We start from the raw sequence: 16819 nt of genomic DNA on the forward strand, positions 1-16819 counted from the left end.
ACCGATGCATCTGGGCGTGGACAGTTTCGTCTCCGAAGTCACCGACCCCTCCACCGGGGAGGTGATCGGCGCTGTCGAGCGGATGGAACACCTGCTCGAGGAGATCACGCTGGCCGACCGGGTCGGCCTCTACTCCTTCGGCATCGGCGAACACCACCGCAGCGAGTACTACGACTCCGCTCCGGCAGTCATCCTGGCGGCCGCCGCTGCTCGCACCGAGCGCATACGACTCGGCAGCGCCGTGACCGTGTTGAGCGCGGCCGACCCGGTGCGGGTGTTCCAGCAGTTCGCCACCCTGGACATCATCTCGAAGGGGAGGATCGACCTGGTGGTGGGACGCGGCTCCTTCACCGAGGCCTTCCCGCTGTTCGGGTTGGACCTCGCCGACTACGACACGCTCTTCACCGAGAAGCTCGATCTGCTGCTGAAGCTCCGCGACGCCACCCAGGTGACATGGTCGGGCAGGCACCGTCCGCCCATGGCCGCCCAGAGCGTCTATCCGCGCCCCGTCCAGGACCCGCTCCCCGTGTGGGTGGGGGTCGGTGGCACGCCCGAGTCATTTGCTCGGGCCGGACTGCTCGGCCTGCCGCTGATGGTGGCGATCATCGGCGGCGAGCCGCGCCAATTTGCCCCGCTCGTCGATCTCTACCGGCGCGCCGGCGCCCAGGCAGGACACCCGCCCGAGCAGCTCCAGGTCGGGCTGCACGTCTTCGGCTTCGTCGCCGAGACGACGCAGCTGGCCTCGGACACCATCTATCCGGGATGGGAGGAGATGTTCACCAAGGTCTCGCGGGAACGAGGATTCGCCCCTCCGACCCGGCAGCAGTTCGACGCCACGTCAGGGCCCGACGGGGCCTTCTTCATGGGCGACCCCCAGACGGTGGCCGACAAGATCCACCGGGTCTCCGAGCAGCTGGGTGGCGTGGACCGGCTGTCCCTCCAGATGACCAACCCGCGGCTCGCCCATGACGACCTGCTGCGCGGCATCGAGCTGCTCGGGACCGAGGTCGCCCCGATGGTCAGGACCGCGTAGCGCACGTCCGTCCCGGCTGAGGGGGACCTGTCAGCCCGAGCGCCCCGTCACAGAGGACGTTCGCGCACGAAGTCGTCCTCGACCCGGTCGCCGATGCGGAACTGCTTGCGTCCCACCTGCTCGAACCCGTGCTTGGCGTAGAAGGCGTTGGCGCGGACGTTCTCCTCACTGACGCCCAGCCAGACTCCGGCGGCCCCGGACTCCCGTGCTTCCGCCAGGGTTGCCGCCATCAGCCGGCCGGCGGTCCCGTCACCGTGGTGGTCAGGGTGGACGTACATCCTCGACAGCTCGATCGTCGGGTGGTGGCGTAGCGCGGCCGCTACCTCCACATCGGCGGGTTCCCCGCTGGTGAGCATCGAGTAGCCGATCAGCTCGGGCGACGCGTCGTCGACCGCGACGAGGAGGGTCCGCTTGGGATCATCGAGGTGGCGGCCGAAGGCGGACTCCGTCAGCTGCTCGCCGATGTAGGACTCCTTCTCCGACGCAGGCGTGTGCGGTGTGCACGCGAGCGGGAAGGTCAGCGCCGCGATGCGGTGAAGCGCGGCGGCATCGTGGGTGGTGGCGAGGCGGACCGAGGCAGGCATTTCGTGAGTGTAAGGAGAAGCCGGCGCCGACGGGCGTGAGCACGACTGTCGATGAGGGGTTACCAGTTTGGGCAAATCGCAACAAGTTGGCGGGAGTAGTCCTAGTCTCGCAAGCATGACGCGACTACGAGGACTGGCCGGCCCGCTGTGCTTGTGGTTGCTCGTCATGGTCGCGCTCGGTCTGATGGTCGTCCGCAGTCAGGCACAGGAGCGAGACGCGCTTGTCGACCGCTTCCAGAGCCGCGCAGACGCCGGCAGCAGCGTGGTGGAGACCTACGTCGACGACGTCTTCATGGCCGAGAGGCGACTGGTTCGGGAGGTGTCGCGGGAGACCTGGAAGCCAGCAGACTTCGGCGCCAACACAGACCTCCTCGGCATCCCCTCGGCCGTGCTGCTCGACCGCGACGGTCAGGTCGTGGCACAGGCGCCCGAGGTGACTGAGGGCCCGAGGACCGACCTGGCATCGACGTACCCCCACCTGCAGGCAGCTCTCGAGGGTTCGTCGGCCGTCTCGGACGTCGTCGCGTCGATGGTGGACGGCGAGCCGGTGGTCGGCTTCGCCCTTCCCGTCATGACGTCCGACCAGATCACCGTGCTGTCGACCGAGTTCGACCTCACCGGAGGCGCCCTGGCCGCGTACATCGCCCGCCAGCCCGTCGCCGGCACCAACGCCGTGCTGCTCGACTCCACCGGCGACGTGATCGCCTCATCCGGCGGGACCGCCATGGCCCAACGGATGTTCTCCACCTTCCGCGATTCCGACCAGGGCCCGGTGGAGGCTGGGGACCGCGTGCTGGCCGCCCAGGCCGTCCAGGGCACGGAATGGACCTACGTCGTCGATGCGCCTCGCGCTGCGCTGCTTGCCCCGGGCGCCGAGAACGACCTGAACGAGTGGGCCCTGCTGTTCGCGGCCGCCATCGCCAGCCTCGCTGGTCTGGTGATCGCGCAGCGTGCCAGGGCCGACCGTTCCAAGGCTCGGCTCGAGAAGGAGCAGCTTGACCAACGACTGCGCAACACGGTCGAGAACGCCCCGGTCGGTATGACGCTCGTCGACCTCGATCACCGCTTCGTGGAGCCCAACAAGCGCCTGTGCCAGATGCTGGGCTACTCCGCCGACGAGCTGACCAACCTGTCGTTCCACGACGTCACCCACGCCGACGACCAGACGCTCGACCTGGCGCTGCTCGACCAGCTCGTGGCCGGCGAGATCGACAGCTACGAGCTCGAGAAGCGATACGTGCAGCAGGACGGGTCCGTGCTGTGGGGCCGGCTGGCCGTCAGCGTGCTCCGCGACGAGAGCGGCGGCCTGGCCTACTTCGTGAGCCAGATCGAGGACGTCACCGAGGTCAGGAAGGCCCGCTACGACCTGCAGCACCGGGCTCTGTACGACCCGCTGACAGGTCTTGCGAACCGCAGCCTGCTGATGGACCGGTTGACGGTCTCCCTCGGCAACGATCGAAACCAGGTCAACGTCGGGGTGGGCTTCTGCGACCTCGACCACTTCAAGAGCATCAACGACACGCACGGGCACCAGGTCGGCGACGAGGTCCTCAAGGAAGTCGCCCGTCGCCTGCAGGAGTCGGTCCGCGCGGAGGACACGGTCGCCCGCCTGGGGGGCGACGAGTTCGTCATCGTGCTCCACGACGTCGCCTCCCTTGACGAGGCCAACGGAGTGCTGGAACGGGCGAGTCGCGCGATCCAGGAGCCCATCCTCGTCGACGGGCTGGTCCTGCGGACGAGCCTCAGCGTCGGGTTGGCCGTCGCCGCCCACGGCGACGACCCCGACGTGCTGCTCCGTGACGCCGACGCCGCGATGTACGTCGCCAAGCACGGCGGTCGCGGCCGCATCGAGACGGCACCACTGCCCTCGAGCTTCCAGGCCGCCAGCAGCTTCTGAGGCGTTCGCTAGCCTCCCGGGGTGCGGACCTTGAACATCGACGTGTCCGATTCTCTGGTTGCGCAGTGGGTCGGGTGGTTCGCTCCGTTGGTCCAACCGTTCCTGGCGAGTGCCGATCTGGCCGGCTCCGTCGACGAGCAGACGGTGGGGGCCCCGCTCACCGTCGAGGTGCGCGACACCTACTGCCTCTACGGACTTCCGAGCGGTCTGGAGTACGTCTGGCTCAGTGAGGCTCAGTTCAGGTCTCTCGCGCGGCCGCAACGAGCGGCATTCGTGCGTGCTCAGCGATCCCATGGCCGTGAGCTCGTGCCGAGTGTCCGGGCATGGGCCGACGTGGTGGGTGACGACGCCCGTGCGCAGGCCGACGGGCACCGATTCGTGTGGTGGCGCTCGCTGCTGGACGGACGTGAGGAGCAGGTGCTCAAGGCCTACATCGAGGACGGTCGCCTGGCCAGTCGGCACCATCAGGTCCCTGAGGACGTCTGGGACGCGGCAGCCCGCCGACTCCCCAGCGCCCGCCGCCACGCAGGCACGTTCCCTCCCGGGAGCGGCCCGAACTGCTTCGGGACCGTGATGGCCGCAGCCGGGATCGTCGGGGCCGACGCCGTGTGGATGCTGCGCGAACCGTTCGAGCACTGGCTCGCCGAGAAGACGCGCCCCGGCGGGGACGACGACGAGCCCGGCACGGTGCTCGTCTGGCGCTCGCCGGACGGCCTCGTCCAGCACGCCGCTGTCACCCTCGGGGCCGACTGGGTCCTGCACAAGCCTTCACAGGGCTGGATGAGTCCCACGAAGGTCCTCACGACCGCCGAGTGCAAGGCCAGCTCCCGTGGGTCGGGTCGCCGTTTGCAGCGATACACGATCCTGGACTGAGGCTGCGCGGGGCCGCCGTCGTCAGTTCACGTTTCCCAGGTAGCCCGGGCGCGTGTCCTCCGGGGAGTGCAACCACCGCGCCAGCGCCTTGGGCCACAGCGGCTGGTCCGCCAGGTCCGCCAGGTCGGCCAGAGGAAGCCACGCGACCCCGGTCTGCCAGGTGTCGGCCTCGGATGTGAGCTGCGGCTCCGCCCCGGGAGCGAGCTCGCAGAAGAAGTAGGCCTCGAGCTGGTGGTGATCACCGTCGTGCTCCGCAAATTCGTGATCGGCCCCGATGTAGTCCCGGAGGAACGCGAAGTCACCGACCAGCACGTCACAGCCGATCTCTTCTCGGCACTCCCGTCTCAGGGCTTCGTGAGCGTCCTCGCCGTGTTCCTGACCGCCACCGGGGCACAGGTAGAACGTGGGGAACTCGCCCGAGTTCACGGTGACGAGGAGGTGCCCGTCCCGGATGATGATGGCCTTGGTCGCGGCCCGGACGGCGCGCGCCGCTGTGACAGGGGCGGGATCGGGAACTGCGACGGGTGCGGTCGTGTCGGTCATTGCGGCATCTTGGCACGGGCTGCGCGCATGATTTGCGTCCTCCGTGGGCACGTCAGGGTGTGACCTCGCAGACGGACCGCCCCGACCACCTTGACCGCAAGGACGCCCCCGCCGAGGGCGCCGACACGCCTGACTCGCCTGCTCAGCTCACGAAGCCGTCGTGGAAGTACGTCCTGCGCAAGACCTTCCGCGAGTTCTCAGACGACCAGTGCACGGATCTGGCAGCCGCCCTGACGTACTACGCGGTGCTGGCACTCTTCCCGGCGGTGATCGCGCTGCTGTCCTTGGTCGGACTGGTGGGGCAGGGTGAGCAGACCATCAAGACCCTGCTCGACATCCTGCGGGACGTGGGGGCCGGCACCGTGGCCGATACCCTCAAGCCGAGGCTGGAGGACCTGAGCGCGACCGAGACCGCCGGCTTCGGGCTTGCATTCGGGCTCGCCGCGGCGCTGTGGTCTGCCTCCGGCTACGTCGGGGCCTTCGGCCGCGGGATGAACCGGGTGTACGAGATCGACGAGGGCCGACCCTTCTGGAAGCTGCGCCCGATGATGCTGCTGGTCACCGCCGTCACGGTGCTCCTGGTGGCGATCGTGGCTCTCGGGCTCGTCATCTCGGGGCCGGCCGCCGAGGCAGTGGGAGATGCCCTGGGACTCGGCTCCGCCACGGTCACGGCCTGGAACATCGCCAAGTGGCCCGTCCTGCTGGCCGTCGTCGTCCTCATCGTGGCGCTGTTGTACTACGCGACCCCGAACGTCAAGCACCAGAAGTTCCGCTTCATCAGCGTCGGGGCGGTGGTGGCCATCGTGGTGTGGGTGATCGCATCTGCGCTCTTCGGCTTCTACGTCGCCAACTTCTCCAGCTACGACAAGACCTATGGCTCGTTGGCCGGTGGCATCGTCTTCCTGCTCTGGGTGTGGATCACCAACCTGGCGCTGCTCTTCGGAGCGGAGCTGGACGCTGAGCTCGAGCGCGCCCGCGAGCTCCAGGCCGGACTGCCGGCCGAGGAGGAGATCCAGCTGCCGGCACGGGACACCTCGAAGATCGAGAAGGCGGACGAGAAGGAGCGCGAGGACATCGAGCGTGGTCGTACCCTCCGCCGCACCCGAGGTGAGGAGTCTGAGCCGGGCGCGGAGTCGGGGGAGGCGTCGGGGGAGCAGCCCGAGAGCAAGGCCGGGCAGGATTCCGAACGCTCACAGCGCTGAGCGCCCGCTGGCGGCCTAGCCTTCGACCATGCGCGCCGACAACCAACCCTCGGGCTATCAGCAGGTGGATGCTGCCCCAGACCCGCAGGCTCTCCTGGAGAGCATGGTCGTGACTGCTTCCTGGCCGGCGACCATCGACCTCCGGACCTGGGAGTGCGACCGGTTGGCACTGGCTCCGGGCGAGCGACTGCTGGACGTCGGGTGCGGTCTCGGCGAAGCCGCACGCACCCTGGCGGCAGCTCTCGGTCCGGCCGGCGAGGTGCTGGGGCTCGACACCAGCACCGCCATGCTCGACGCGGCCCGCACCGGCTGGGATGTCGAGTGCCCTGCCCGCTTCGCGCCGGGCGATGCCATGGCGCTGGGCGTCCCGTCCGGGTCGTTCGACGCAGCTCGCGCCGAGCGCGTCCTCCAGTGGTTGCCGGAGCCCCGGTCGGCACTCACCGAGCTGGCCCGGGTGCTCCGGGACGGGGGACGCGTCTCCCTGATCGACACCGATTGGGGATCCCTGCGCCTCGACATCGGTGACGAGGGGCTGACGGCGGCGGTCGAGCAGACGATGGCCGTCGAGCGCCACCGGCCGTCCCGGGTGGGCCGACGCCTGGTCGACCTGGCGAGGGCCGCCGGCTTCTGCGACGTCGAGTCGACTCAGGCGACCCAGGTGTGGTCGGACTGGGACCCGGACACCTCACCGGCGCCTGACGGCTGCTTCTCCATGCGTGACCTCGGCGAGGACATGGTCGACGCCGGCGAGCTCGACCCGAGCGACCTCGAGGGATTCGTTGCGACCGCGCATGATGCGGCCCGAGACGGACGCTTCTCCATGTCTCTGACGATGTACGCGGTCGTCGGCACGCGCTGAGCATCACCACGCTGCCCTCGCCGTGAGCACTGACGCGAAGCACTCAGCGATAGCGGCGCGGCGGGTGCCAGTGGCGACCGAACTCCAGGTTGAACGACTCCGGCTCGAACGGGCTGTCCCCGCCGGCCGGGAAGCTCGACAGCTCCCCGAAGACGATCCGATCGGGGAGGTCGTAGAGGTCCACCCGCACGAAGTCGGTCCCGCCACCCAGACGCTCGGCCAGCTCGAGCATCTCCTCGAGACGCTCGGGGCGCGCGATGGAGGGGGCGGCCCAGGGGTTGCCGCCGCTGAGGGGCAGGTGACTCCAGTCCGGGGTGAAGAAGTCCTGGGTCCGGCGGTCGAAGCGACCCCGGTCGACCTGGACGTAGCGACAGGTGCCGTGGAAGACGAAGAACTTGTAGTCGTCCGGGACGGCCCCGTCCGGTCCGACCAGGAACTCCTCCACGATGATGCGACGGGGGACGTTGCCGTAGACCCACTCCCGGTTGGGACCCTGGCCGTACAACTGCTCCAACCAGGACTCGCCCAGTGCTGCGAGCTGCTCGGTGGGCGCGAACTCGGGTCGTATGTGTGTGTACGCCCAGCTGTGCTGGCGAGCGGGGAGCCGGGCAGCTGGGTCGGCGGTCGGCGAGACGATGATCGCGACGCCGCTGCCGTGAGTGGGCTTGATGACGTATGCGGAGGGCAGGGTGGCGTCGACGAGGGCCTGAGGATCGTCGAAGACGTGGAGCAGTCCGGGCAGGAAGTGCGTGCCCACGACGGAGGCGACGTGATCACGCACGGCGGCCTTGTCGGCGTAGGTCACCATGAGCTGGCGATGGTCGCGCAGCATCTTGTAGCGGACCTTCTCGTTGAAGGTGCGCGGGTTGCGCGTGCGCCACAGGCGCCACGAGCGGACCACCCGGCTCCGCTCGCGCCACGCCACGGGCCGCGCCGAGTCAGGTAGGGAGCCCACGAATGCGATCACTGCTGCATCCTGCCCGGTGCCCCCAACCCGAGGGCTCAGGCGCGGCTGCGCCCGCCGCGGGTGGCCAAGGGGCGCCGAGGCATCTTCGGCAGCTGGGTCGCCCGTCCGTGCAGGGCGGTCAGCATCGAGGCGACCAGGGTGTCCTGCTCCGGCGTGCGGTCGAACGTGGTGAGGTTCAGCGCTGGCTTGAACCGCACGCGGGTCACGGCCTTGGCGTAGGTGAACTCCTTGAGCCCGTCGGGTCCGTGGATGCGACCGAAGCCCGAGTCGCCGACCCCGCCGAAGGGCAGGCCTGGTACGGCGGCGAAGGAGATCACCGAGTTGATCGAGGTCATCCCCGTGCGCAGGCGACGCGCCAGCTCCGGTCCGCGCTTCTGGGAGAAGACCGCCGACCCGAGGCCGTAGCGGGAGGCGTTGGCCAGCTCGACCGCCTCGTCCATGTCGCGCACCCTGCGCACGGTGACGGTGGGGCCGAAGGTCTCCTCGAGGACGGCTGCGGAGTCCTCTGGTACGTCGACCAGCACGGTGGGCTGGATGAAGCGGTCGCCGACGGCGTCGGCCCCGCCGACCACCGCGCGACCGCCGCGGGCGAGGGCGTCCGCCACGTGGCGGCGTACGACGTCAACCTGGCTCGGCATCGTCATCGGTCCGATCTGGGCGCCGGCGTCGGTGCCGGCATGGACAGTGCCGGCTCGGCGAGCCAGCTCCTCGAGGAACTGGTCGTGGACCTTGTCGTGCACGTAGACCCGCTCGATGCCGGTGCAGGTCTGGCCGGCGTTGGCGAAGGCTCCCCACGCCGCAGCGTCGGCGGCGGCGACCAGGTCGGCGTCCTCGTCGACGAGCAACGCGTCCTTGCCACCGGCCTCGATCAGCACCGGGGTGAGGTTCTCCGCGCAGGTGGCCATCACCAACTTGGCGGTCGCGGTCGAGCCGGTGAAGGCGAGCTTGTCGATGTCGGCGCGGCACAGCGCCGCGCCGGTCTCACCGGACCCGATGACGACCTGCAGGAGGTCGTGGTCCGGCACCACCTCGCGCAGGCTGTCCGCCAGCCAGATGCCGACGCCCGGTGTCAGCTCGCTGGGCTTGAACACCACGGCGTTGCCGGCGCCGAGGGCGTAGGCGATCGAGCCCATCGGTGTGAAGACGGGGTAGTTCCAGGGGCCGATGACACCGACGACACCGAGCGGGAGGTATTCCACCGACGCGGCCTGGTTGGCCATCAGCAGGCCGGGGGAGACGCGCTTGCGGCCGAGCACCTTCTCGGCATGCGAACCGATCCAGGCGAGGTGGTCGAGAGCGAGGCCGATCTCGAGCTGCGCGTCGCCGTGCGGCTTGCCGGTCTCCTGGTGCACGACGTCGGCGAGCTGTGCCATCCGACGGGTGAGGACGCTGCGCCACTGGCCGAGCACCTCCCGGCGGGCGTCGAAGCCGAGGCCGGCCCACCACTTGCTCGCCTCGCGGGCGCGGGCGACCGCCGCGTCCACGGACTCGGCGGTGTCGATCCGGTGCACCCCGACGACGTCGCCGGTGGCGGGGCTGAGGGACTCGAGCGTCTGGACGCCCTCGCTGGTGCTCGTCTCGGTGCTCATGTCGGTGCTCATGTCAGGCCTTTCCGCGCAGGAGGTCGGCCGCACGCTCGCCGACCATGATCGAAGGAGCGTTGGTGTTGCCGCGGGTGACCACCGGCATCACGCTGGCGTCGGCGACGCGCAGGCCGTCCACCCCACGCACGCGCAGCTCGGGATCGACGACGGCGCGCTCGTCGCTGCCCATGGCGCAGGTGCCCACCGGGTGGTAGAGCGTCTGGGTGTAGGCACGCAGGTGCGTCTCGATCTGCGTGTCCGTGGGGTCATCGCCCCAGTCCGCCATGGTGGGGAGCCCGGGGCCCGCGACGTGCTCGGCCAGCGGCCCGGTGGAGACCGTCTCGAGCAGGCGGCGTACGCCCGCGACCATCGCCGCGAGGTCGATCGGGTCGTCGTAGTAGCGCGGGTCGATGTCCGGGTGCCAGCGCGGATCGAGGGAGCGCAGGCTGAGCGTGCCGCGGCTCTGCACGTCGACCAGGGTCGGGGCGACGGTCACGGCGCGACTCGTCGCCTCGTGGAGGCCGTTGTCGTAGAAGCCGCTGGGTGCCACGTGCACCTGCAGATCCGGCGCGGAGAGGTCATCGCGAGTGCGCCAGAACCCGCCACCCTCACCGATGTTGGACACCAGCGGCCCGGTGCCGGTCGCCTTCGCCCGGGCGAACTGGACGAGGTTGTTGTGGTCCATCAGGTCCGAGATGCCCCGGGTGCGGAAGACCATCGGGGCCGCGGGGTGGTCGTGGAGGTTCTGTCCGACGCCGGGGAGGTCGACGAGGACGTCGACGCCGACCTCGCGGAGGTGGGCTCCGGGTCCGACCCCGGAGAGCATGAGCAGCTGGGGTGAGTTGACCGCGCCGCCGGAGAGGACCACCTCGGCATCGACGTACGTCGTGTGGCTGGCCTGTCCGTACTGATAGGTGACACCCACGGCGCGGCCGTCCTCGATGACCACCTTCTCCACGAGCGCCCCGGTACGAATGGTCAGGTTCGGCCGGGTCCGCGCCGGCTCGAGATAGGCCTTCGCGGTCGACCAGCGTCGGCCCTTGCGGCAGGTCACCTGGTAGAGCCCGGCACCTTCCTGCTCCGCGCCGTTGAAGTCGTCGTTGGGCTTGAAGCCCGCAGCGACGGCCGACTCGACCCACGCGGTCGTCAGCGGATGGGTGTAGCGGCGGTCCTCGACGTGCAGCGGCCCGTCCTGGCCGTGGAAGCGCCCTCCCAGTCGGGTGTTGCCCTCCGACCGGATGAAGGCAGGCAGGACGTCGTCGTACCCCCACCCGGTTGCGCCGTACGCGTCGCGCCAGGTGTCGTAGTCGGCGCGGTTGCCGCGGATGTAGATCATCGCGTTCATCGACGAACACCCGCCGAGCGCCTTCATCCGCGGCCAGTAGGCCCGACGCCCCTCGAGCTGCTTCTGCTCGGTCGTCGTGTAGTTCCAGTCCCAACGGGTCTTGAAGAGGTTGGGAAACGCGGCCGGGATGGTGATCTCGTCGGCGACGGCCTCACCGCCCGCCTCGAGCAGCAGCACCGAGGTGCTGGGGTCCTCACTCAGTCTGGCCGCGACGACGGCGCCGGCGCTGCCGGCCCCCACCACGATGTAGTCGAAGCGTTCCCGGTCGGCCACGGCAGTCCTCCTAGCCCGAGCGGCCGGCGCGGCCGCGATCCTTGAACCCTAGGCAGGGGGACCACGCGCAACAAGGGAGGAAGCCACCCGAATGGACAGCCAGCCCTACTTCGGCTGCCTCCGGACGGTGACGGTGAAGCTGGTCGAGGACCCTGATGCAGGTTCGTCCGTGTCGTCGTCGACCATGTTCACGACCTGCAGGCCCGCCCCTTCGCAGAGGCCAGCGAAGGACGGGGGAGACGCTTCTATGTGTGTCAAGCAGCCAGGGCCGGGTCCGGGGTGTCAGGGGTGTTGGCGGCGGCGAGGGTGCGGAAGATCTGGCGGGCGATGTAGCGCTTGAGGCAGCGTCGGATGCGTCGTTTGCTGAGTCCTTCTCGGGTGCGTCGCTCGATGTAGGGCTGGGTGTCGGGGTCGCGTTCCATGCGGGTCTTGGCGATCGAGTGCAGGGCGCGGTTGAGTTGTCGGTCGCCGCCGCGGTTGAGCCGGTGCTCGCTCGAGCCTCCCGAGGCCATCTCGATCGGGGAGACGCCGGCGATGCGGGCCAGGGCTGCTTCGTGGTGGATTCGACCGGCGTGGGACCACACCGAGAGCACGATGGCGGCGTTGATGGGCCCGGCGCCGTAGATCTCCAGCAGCACCGGGGCCTGGGCGGCGACGATCTGGCGTAGTTGGGTCTTGTTCGCGTCCAGTTCGGAGTGCAGTTGGACGATCCTGGTGGCCAGCCGGACGGCCTCGGCGCGGGCGATCGCGATCACCGGGGACTCGGTGCGGGTGCGCCACCGGCTGATTTGGCTGATCTGGGGCCTGGTGGGTTTGCGGCGGGCGTCGAGGCCGAGGTCGTGGATACGCAACAGCGCGGTCAGCGCGTTGATCGAGCGCGTCGATTCCTTGCTCATCCGTTCTCGTGCGGCCAGCAGCACTTTCAATGCCTCCTGGAGCTCCCCGTTGCGGACGTCGGCGAGCCGGTCGGCGCGCTTGGGCAACGGGCTGCGGGCGGCCTTGATCGCGTCGATGGTGTCGTTCTTGTTCCCACCGCGCTCCCGTTTGGGTGAGGGCGCGTCGACGACCCGGTAGCCGAGATCGGTCAGTGTCTTGGCCAGGCGGGCGCCGTAGCTGCCGGTGCCTTCGCAGCTGACCAGCACTGCCTCGACCTGACCTGCGGTGCGGCGTCCGATCCACTCTGCGGCCCTGCCCAGTCCGGCCCGGCTGGTGGGGAACGCGGCCTCATCGAGGACCCGGCCGGTGCCGGCTTCCACAAGGGCGTAGCAGTGGAACCTGGCGTGGGTGTCGACTCCGATGACGAACCTGTAGGCATCGGCTACCACCGGTGCTGGCGTCGTCAGGGTCGGCGCCGGGGCCTTCCCGGTGTTGTCTGCGAGCATGGTCATGGCGATCTGTTCCTTCCTCTCGTTGGGACCTTTCGTCGGACCGGTGGTCATCGCTGAGGAAGTCACTGCACGGCATCACTGTGATGAGCCACGTCTCGAGTAAGAGACGGGCAAGCTTCTGATCAGGCCAGGCGGTGGGCAGAGATCGACCACCGGTCCACCGCCACGACCGGACAGGTCTCCGCGAAGACACCCACGCAGTGGGGTCAAGCGTGCCAGGAGTCACGAGCACGGCAGCAGGCCAGCGATCTCACCCTGCCGGTCGACCTCAGGTCAACCGCTCCCAACACTCACAGTGTGCCAGTGGATGATCCACTCCCTGTCCGCGCGTTCCGTTCCCTGCGGTGTGACCCGCTCGTAGCGGGACGTGGTCACTCGCGTACGGCGAGGCTCGTCGTAGGTCTCCGAGAGCGGCGTGTACCTGAGCTCGGCCGCTGACGCGTCCTGGGCCACGCGCGTGACCCCGAGTTCCTGGTCCGGCGTGGGCTGGGGGATCCACAACGGGATGAGTGCCGCCCCGTCCTCGGTCAGGTGCTCACTGATGGCGCGGAGGGCGCGCCCGGCCGTCTCGTCGTCGGGCAGCAGGTTGAACGTCGGGCCCGCCAGGTAGATCGAGGCATAGCGACGCTCCAGGTCCATCGACTCGACGCGCTGGTGGAAGACCTGGGTGTCGAGCCCGCGCGCAGCTGCGTTCTCGCGGCAGCGCTCGACCATGTCCGCCGAGGAGTCGACACCGTCGACGTCGAGGCCTTCGGCGCAGAGGTCCAGCAGCGGTTCGCCGTCACCGCAGCCGAGCTCCAGTGCTGGTTCGCCGTACGTCCTGACGAACTCGTCGTAGGGCTCGGCATCAAACGTGGATGACTTCAGCTTGGCGTACGCGTCGACGACGATGCCGGAGTAGAAGTCTGCGGGTTCCATGGTCACAGGGTCTCAGTCGTCATCTTGACGGCCGCGCGGCTCAGGGCTCGACGCAGAACTCGTTGCCCTCCGGGTCGGCCATGACGACCAGATCGTCGCCCTCGACCAGGACTCGCGCCCCCAACGAGCGCAGCCTGTCGACCTCGGCGCGAAGGTCTCCTGGGGCGCGGAGATCGAAGTGCTGACGATTCTTCGCCGACTTGGCCTCGGGTACTCGGCGGAACCAGAGGTTGGGACCGCCCCAACCAGGGGGCTCCACCCACGCCCGATCAACTGTGCTCTCTTCGTCAACGCTTGATCCGAGGACGGCGGCCCAGAACGTCGCGACGACCAGAGCGTCCTCACAGTCGAAGGTCACTGACTTGATGAACGACACCATCGGCTCACCGTACCGAGGCGTCCGCGGGTCTGGCGCCGGCTGCCAGGAACTATGGCGGTCGTCTTCGGGGGACGGCGGGATGCCAACCGATGTGACCTTCGGCGATAGGCGGCGGTGCTCTGCGGTCGCTCAGTGGCAGTCCATGGATCGTGTCGTTTGAGGATGGGCGCGCGCTGATCCTTCTTCGATGATGGTGCTGCCGCAGTGGCCGCACTCGTAGGCTGTGCTGGTGCCAGAAACCGTCGCCTGTCGTCCTGTCGATCCGATGTCGGACGCGGTCGCCGAGCTGGCGAGCCTGTTCGAGCTGTACCGGATCCACTACGGCCAGTCGTCGGCTCCGGCCGCCACACGGGCGTGGGTCGGCGAGACGGCCAGATCCCGCGAGCTTGAGTTCTACGGCGCTTACCACGGTCCGCGGATGGTCGGATTCGCAGCCGTTCACCAGGTCCCGGCATCTCTTGGGCTGGGTCGGTTCTGGCAGCTACGCGACCTATTCGCCGAGCCTGCGGTGCGTCGCCAAGGCATCGCCCGTCGGCTGGTCGAAACCATCCAACAAGCCGCCAGCGATGCCGGTGCGCTGCGGCTGTCTCTGCAAACCGAACCGGACAATGTCGCGGCACTCGCGCTGTACCGCCAGTGCGGTTTCACGATCAACGCCGACCTAGCGACGCTGAGCCTCAACATCACCAGATAGCGATCGGCGGATCCTTGAACGGGACGATCGCGCGGATCGCGGCGGATTCGGATGCTGACGTGACGATCGGGGACGGAGTGTCACCCGGGTGCAACGAACTGCGCCGCGCTCGCGTGAATAGGTTGTGCAAATGATCGCGGCGGCGCCGTCCCAGGAGGAGTCTGACGACTTCGAGACGTGGGTGGCCGCCCGTGGCCCGGCGTTGACGCGGTACGCGTACTTGGTGTGCGGCGATGTATCGGAGAGCCAGGACCTCGTTCAGGCGGCGCTGGAGAAGGCGTGGCCCCGGTGGCGAAGCATCAGCCGCCAGGGCGATCCTGAGGCCTACCTCCGCCGAGCCATCACCAACGGGGCAATCTCCAGGTGGAGGAAACTTCGCCGGCTGAGGGTCGTCTCGCAACCTCCCCTCGAAGCAGTTCACGAATCACCTGACAGCGACGTCGCCTGGCAACTGTGCGCTGAGCTACCTGCCAGGCAACGGGCTGCAGTGGTTCTGCGCTTCTACGAAGACCTGACCTACGCCGACATCGGCAAGGTCCTGGGGTGTCCCGAGGCCACTGCACGCTCACACGTTCACCGCGCTCTGACCACTTTGCGCGGGCGCCTGTCCCCGGGAGATGTCCGGTGACCGAGTTCAGGCGCGAGGAAGGCGCCTTCCGCAACGCCTTGGCGAAGCACGCGTCGGAGGCACCCGCCCTGGCCGCCCTCAACCGATCCGCTCGTCGACGTCGCGAGGTCGCGGTCATCACCGCCGCAGTGGCATCAGTCGTGGTTGGCGCATTCCTGGTGGTTCCCGCCCTCGTCGGCGGTCAAGATTCCCCCGACCCGTCCGTTGCAGAGAGCACGACGGTGGTCGATGAGTCCGAGTGGAAGTGGATAGGACTGCACGCCGTCGAGGTCCGCGCTCCAGCCCGATGGGACTTTGGCCGTGAGGTTGTCAGGCCCGACTGCATCGACCCTGACGACCCCAACGACCCATGGGCAGAGGGAGTCCCGACCGCGCCATATGTAACGGTGACCCCGGTGCAACGAGCCTCCCCGATGATCGGTTGCACTGCGCCGCGTCCCGGCAACCCCGACCCGGCGTTCGGCGATCTGCCCCTCCCGCTGTGGCAGCCACACGTCCGACTGGATGTTGCCGTTCCCGACGCGAGCCAGCTGCCCGACCGGGTCGACGGGCAGTGGACACATCAGGGGTGGCGCCTCTCGCGCCGGACTTACGACGATGTACAGATCTCGGTGCTCACTTCTCCGGATGCGGCAGACATCGCCGAGCAGGTATTCGACTCCGCACGCACGGTCGAGACAAACCACGTCGGCTGCCAGACCAGCTCGCCCTTCACCGCCGGGTTCCCACAACCAGACGGTGACCCCGTGCCACCAGCGGTGGACGTTCAGTCGATCGCAGTCTGCGACTACTCCCGCATCAGCGGCGCCGAGTGGCTGCAAGGCTCATGGCGCATGACAGGACAACAAGCCCAGGATCTGGCTGCCGCGATCGTCGCCTCGCCCGCGGGGCAAGGACCGGACGAGCCGCAGAACTGCTCGCCGGACATGTTCGGCGACTCCGCGGTGGTCCTCCGCTTCTTCGACGCGGACGACTCGTTGCTCGCGGACGCCTACGTCTATACCCAGTGGTGCTTCGGCAACGGCATCGTCACCTCGTCCGGATCGCACATGCTGACCGCGAAGAACTGCCCACCGATCTTTTCCCGCCCAGAGGTCACCTGGTGGGGCGGGCAGGCTCAAGTGATGCGGGTGTGTCGGCAGTAGGCGACCTCGTCGGCCCTCTGCTCACGTCGCGTTTCGGCAACCACAGGGTCTGCCCCGGGTTTGGTTGACACCAGGGGTTGATGGTTCTCAGGCCGCGTCTGCGGCTGCGTAGATCATCTCAAACTCGACGGGAGTGAGCTTGCCCAGGGCTCGTTGGCGACGGCGGCGGTTGTACTTGGTTTCGATCCAGGTCACGATCGCGAGACGGAGTTCCTCGCGGCTATCCCAACGTCTGGTGTCGAGCACGTTCTTTTGCAGCAGGCTGAAGAAGGACTCCATGGCGGCGTTGTCCCCGGAGGACCCGACGCGGCCCATCGAGCCGCGCAGGCCGTTGTTCTTCAGCAGTCGCACGACCTTCTTCGAACGGAATTGGGCGAGTTCAACTGGTCGATGCAACACCGGGTTGTTGAAGGGAGCGTAGTTGCTCCTCGAAGACCTCAGCAGGTGTCTTCCACCCGAGGACCTTGCGGGGCCGATTGTTGAGCGCATAGGCGACAGCCTCGAGGTC

16 protein-coding genes and 1 pseudogene are annotated in these 16819 nt (G+C 68.6%); 8 read left to right on the forward strand and 9 right to left on the reverse strand.

Annotated elements, in window-relative coordinates:
- Window positions 1-16: 16 nt before the first annotated feature.
- Entirely contained in the window at window positions 17-1033 is a 1017-nt protein-coding gene (locus VNJ48_RS06225) for an Atu2307/SP_0267 family LLM class monooxygenase (RefSeq protein WP_325600159.1), read from the forward strand.
- A gap of 47 nt (window positions 1034-1080) precedes the next feature.
- Here the strand turns inward: VNJ48_RS06225 and VNJ48_RS06230 are convergent, their stop codons facing one another.
- Window positions 1081-1617, reverse strand: a complete 537-nt coding sequence (locus VNJ48_RS06230; RefSeq protein WP_325600161.1) for an N-acetyltransferase — start codon at window positions 1615-1617, stop codon at window positions 1081-1083.
- Between the two features lie 115 nt (window positions 1618-1732).
- Here VNJ48_RS06230 and VNJ48_RS06235 point away from each other — a divergent pair, with 115 nt between their 5' ends.
- Together VNJ48_RS06235 and VNJ48_RS06240 are read left to right on the forward strand one after the other, a co-directional pair.
- Window positions 1733-3514, forward strand: a complete 1782-nt coding sequence (locus tag VNJ48_RS06235; protein ID WP_325600163.1) for a diguanylate cyclase domain-containing protein — start codon at window positions 1733-1735, stop codon at window positions 3512-3514.
- A 21-nt stretch (window positions 3515-3535) separates the two neighbouring features.
- Entirely contained in the window at window positions 3536-4387 is an 852-nt protein-coding gene (locus tag VNJ48_RS06240) for a hypothetical protein (RefSeq protein WP_325600165.1), read from the forward strand.
- Window positions 4388-4408: 21 nt separating this feature from the next.
- On the opposite strand, the gene VNJ48_RS06245 is transcribed toward VNJ48_RS06240, so the two are convergent.
- Window positions 4409-4930: an NUDIX domain-containing protein gene (locus VNJ48_RS06245; RefSeq protein ID WP_325600167.1), complete on the reverse strand. Its 522-nt coding sequence runs from the start codon at window positions 4928-4930 to the stop codon at window positions 4409-4411.
- Between the two features lie 59 nt (window positions 4931-4989).
- Between VNJ48_RS06245 and VNJ48_RS06250 the strand changes: the two genes are divergently transcribed.
- Together VNJ48_RS06250 and VNJ48_RS06255 are read left to right on the forward strand one after the other, a co-directional pair.
- Window positions 4990-6132, forward strand: a complete 1143-nt coding sequence (locus VNJ48_RS06250; protein WP_325600169.1) for a YihY/virulence factor BrkB family protein — start codon at window positions 4990-4992, stop codon at window positions 6130-6132.
- 28 nt (window positions 6133-6160) lie between these two features.
- The gene (locus tag VNJ48_RS06255; RefSeq protein ID WP_325600171.1) at window positions 6161-6991 is read left to right on the forward strand and encodes a methyltransferase domain-containing protein; all 831 of its coding nucleotides are present in this window, start codon (window positions 6161-6163) and stop codon (window positions 6989-6991) included.
- Between the two features lie 43 nt (window positions 6992-7034).
- Here the strand turns inward: VNJ48_RS06255 and VNJ48_RS06260 are convergent, their stop codons facing one another.
- The 6 genes from VNJ48_RS06260 to VNJ48_RS06285 form a co-directional block, all read right to left on the reverse strand.
- On the reverse strand, window positions 7035-7958 hold the full coding sequence (locus VNJ48_RS06260) for an ATP-grasp fold amidoligase family protein (protein WP_325600173.1): 924 nt from the start codon (window positions 7956-7958) through the stop codon (window positions 7035-7037).
- A gap of 35 nt (window positions 7959-7993) precedes the next feature.
- A complete protein-coding gene (locus VNJ48_RS06265; RefSeq protein WP_325600175.1) occupies window positions 7994-9559 on the reverse strand; it encodes an aldehyde dehydrogenase family protein in 1566 nt (521 codons plus the stop codon).
- A 1-nt stretch (window position 9560) separates the two neighbouring features.
- Window positions 9561-11159 carry a GMC family oxidoreductase gene (locus tag VNJ48_RS06270; protein ID WP_325600177.1) on the reverse strand — a complete coding sequence of 533 codons (1599 nt, stop codon included), beginning with the start codon at window positions 11157-11159 and terminating at the stop codon, window positions 9561-9563.
- Between the two features lie 254 nt (window positions 11160-11413).
- Window positions 11414-12547: an IS110 family transposase gene (locus VNJ48_RS06275; RefSeq protein WP_325600178.1), complete on the reverse strand. Its 1134-nt coding sequence runs from the start codon at window positions 12545-12547 to the stop codon at window positions 11414-11416.
- Window positions 12548-12820: 273 nt separating this feature from the next.
- Window positions 12821-13465, reverse strand: a complete 645-nt coding sequence (locus VNJ48_RS06280; RefSeq protein WP_325600180.1) for a class I SAM-dependent methyltransferase — start codon at window positions 13463-13465, stop codon at window positions 12821-12823.
- Between the two features lie 40 nt (window positions 13466-13505).
- Complete coding sequence (locus VNJ48_RS06285) at window positions 13506-13844, reverse strand: VOC family protein (protein WP_325600182.1); 339 nt, start codon at window positions 13842-13844, stop codon at window positions 13506-13508.
- Between the two features lie 229 nt (window positions 13845-14073).
- Between VNJ48_RS06285 and VNJ48_RS06290 the strand changes: the two genes are divergently transcribed.
- The 3 genes from VNJ48_RS06290 to VNJ48_RS06300 all read left to right on the forward strand — a co-directional run bounded on the left by VNJ48_RS06290 (window position 14074) and on the right by VNJ48_RS06300 (window position 16311).
- Window positions 14074-14538: a GNAT family N-acetyltransferase gene (locus tag VNJ48_RS06290; RefSeq protein WP_325600184.1), complete on the forward strand. Its 465-nt coding sequence runs from the start codon at window positions 14074-14076 to the stop codon at window positions 14536-14538.
- Window positions 14539-14668: 130 nt separating this feature from the next.
- A complete protein-coding gene (locus VNJ48_RS06295) occupies window positions 14669-15166 on the forward strand; it encodes a SigE family RNA polymerase sigma factor (RefSeq protein ID WP_325600186.1) in 498 nt (165 codons plus the stop codon).
- Entirely contained in the window at window positions 15163-16311 is a 1149-nt protein-coding gene (locus VNJ48_RS06300) for a hypothetical protein (RefSeq protein WP_325600188.1), read from the forward strand. The genes VNJ48_RS06295 and VNJ48_RS06300 overlap by 4 nt, the downstream gene beginning before the upstream one ends.
- Before the next feature lie 87 nt (window positions 16312-16398).
- Here VNJ48_RS06300 and VNJ48_RS06305 read toward each other — a convergent pair.
- A pseudogene (locus VNJ48_RS06305) lies at window positions 16399-16686 on the reverse strand (transposase); the annotation flags it as partial.
- Window positions 16687-16819 lie beyond the last annotated feature (133 nt).

This window comes from Nocardioides sp. (genome assembly GCF_035576065.1).
Lineage (GTDB): Bacteria > Actinomycetota > Actinomycetes > Propionibacteriales > Nocardioidaceae > Nocardioides.

Coding starts and splice junctions, on each gene's coding strand:
- VNJ48_RS06275 (WP_325600178.1), bottom strand. CDS start 12,547: ATGACCATGCTCGCAGACAACACCGGGAAGGCCCCGGCGCCGACCCTG.
- VNJ48_RS06255 (WP_325600171.1), top strand. CDS start 6,161: ATGCGCGCCGACAACCAACCCTCGGGCTATCAGCAGGTGGATGCTGCC.
- VNJ48_RS06235 (WP_325600163.1), top strand. CDS start 1,733: ATGACGCGACTACGAGGACTGGCCGGCCCGCTGTGCTTGTGGTTGCTC.
- VNJ48_RS06245 (WP_325600167.1), bottom strand. CDS start 4,930: ATGACCGACACGACCGCACCCGTCGCAGTTCCCGATCCCGCCCCTGTC.
- VNJ48_RS06295 (WP_325600186.1), top strand. CDS start 14,669: ATGATCGCGGCGGCGCCGTCCCAGGAGGAGTCTGACGACTTCGAGACG.
- VNJ48_RS06285 (WP_325600182.1), bottom strand. CDS start 13,844: ATGGTGTCGTTCATCAAGTCAGTGACCTTCGACTGTGAGGACGCTCTG.
- VNJ48_RS06230 (WP_325600161.1), bottom strand. CDS start 1,617: ATGCCTGCCTCGGTCCGCCTCGCCACCACCCACGATGCCGCCGCGCTT.
- VNJ48_RS06265 (WP_325600175.1), bottom strand. CDS start 9,559: ATGAGCACCGACATGAGCACCGAGACGAGCACCAGCGAGGGCGTCCAG.
- VNJ48_RS06280 (WP_325600180.1), bottom strand. CDS start 13,465: ATGGAACCCGCAGACTTCTACTCCGGCATCGTCGTCGACGCGTACGCC.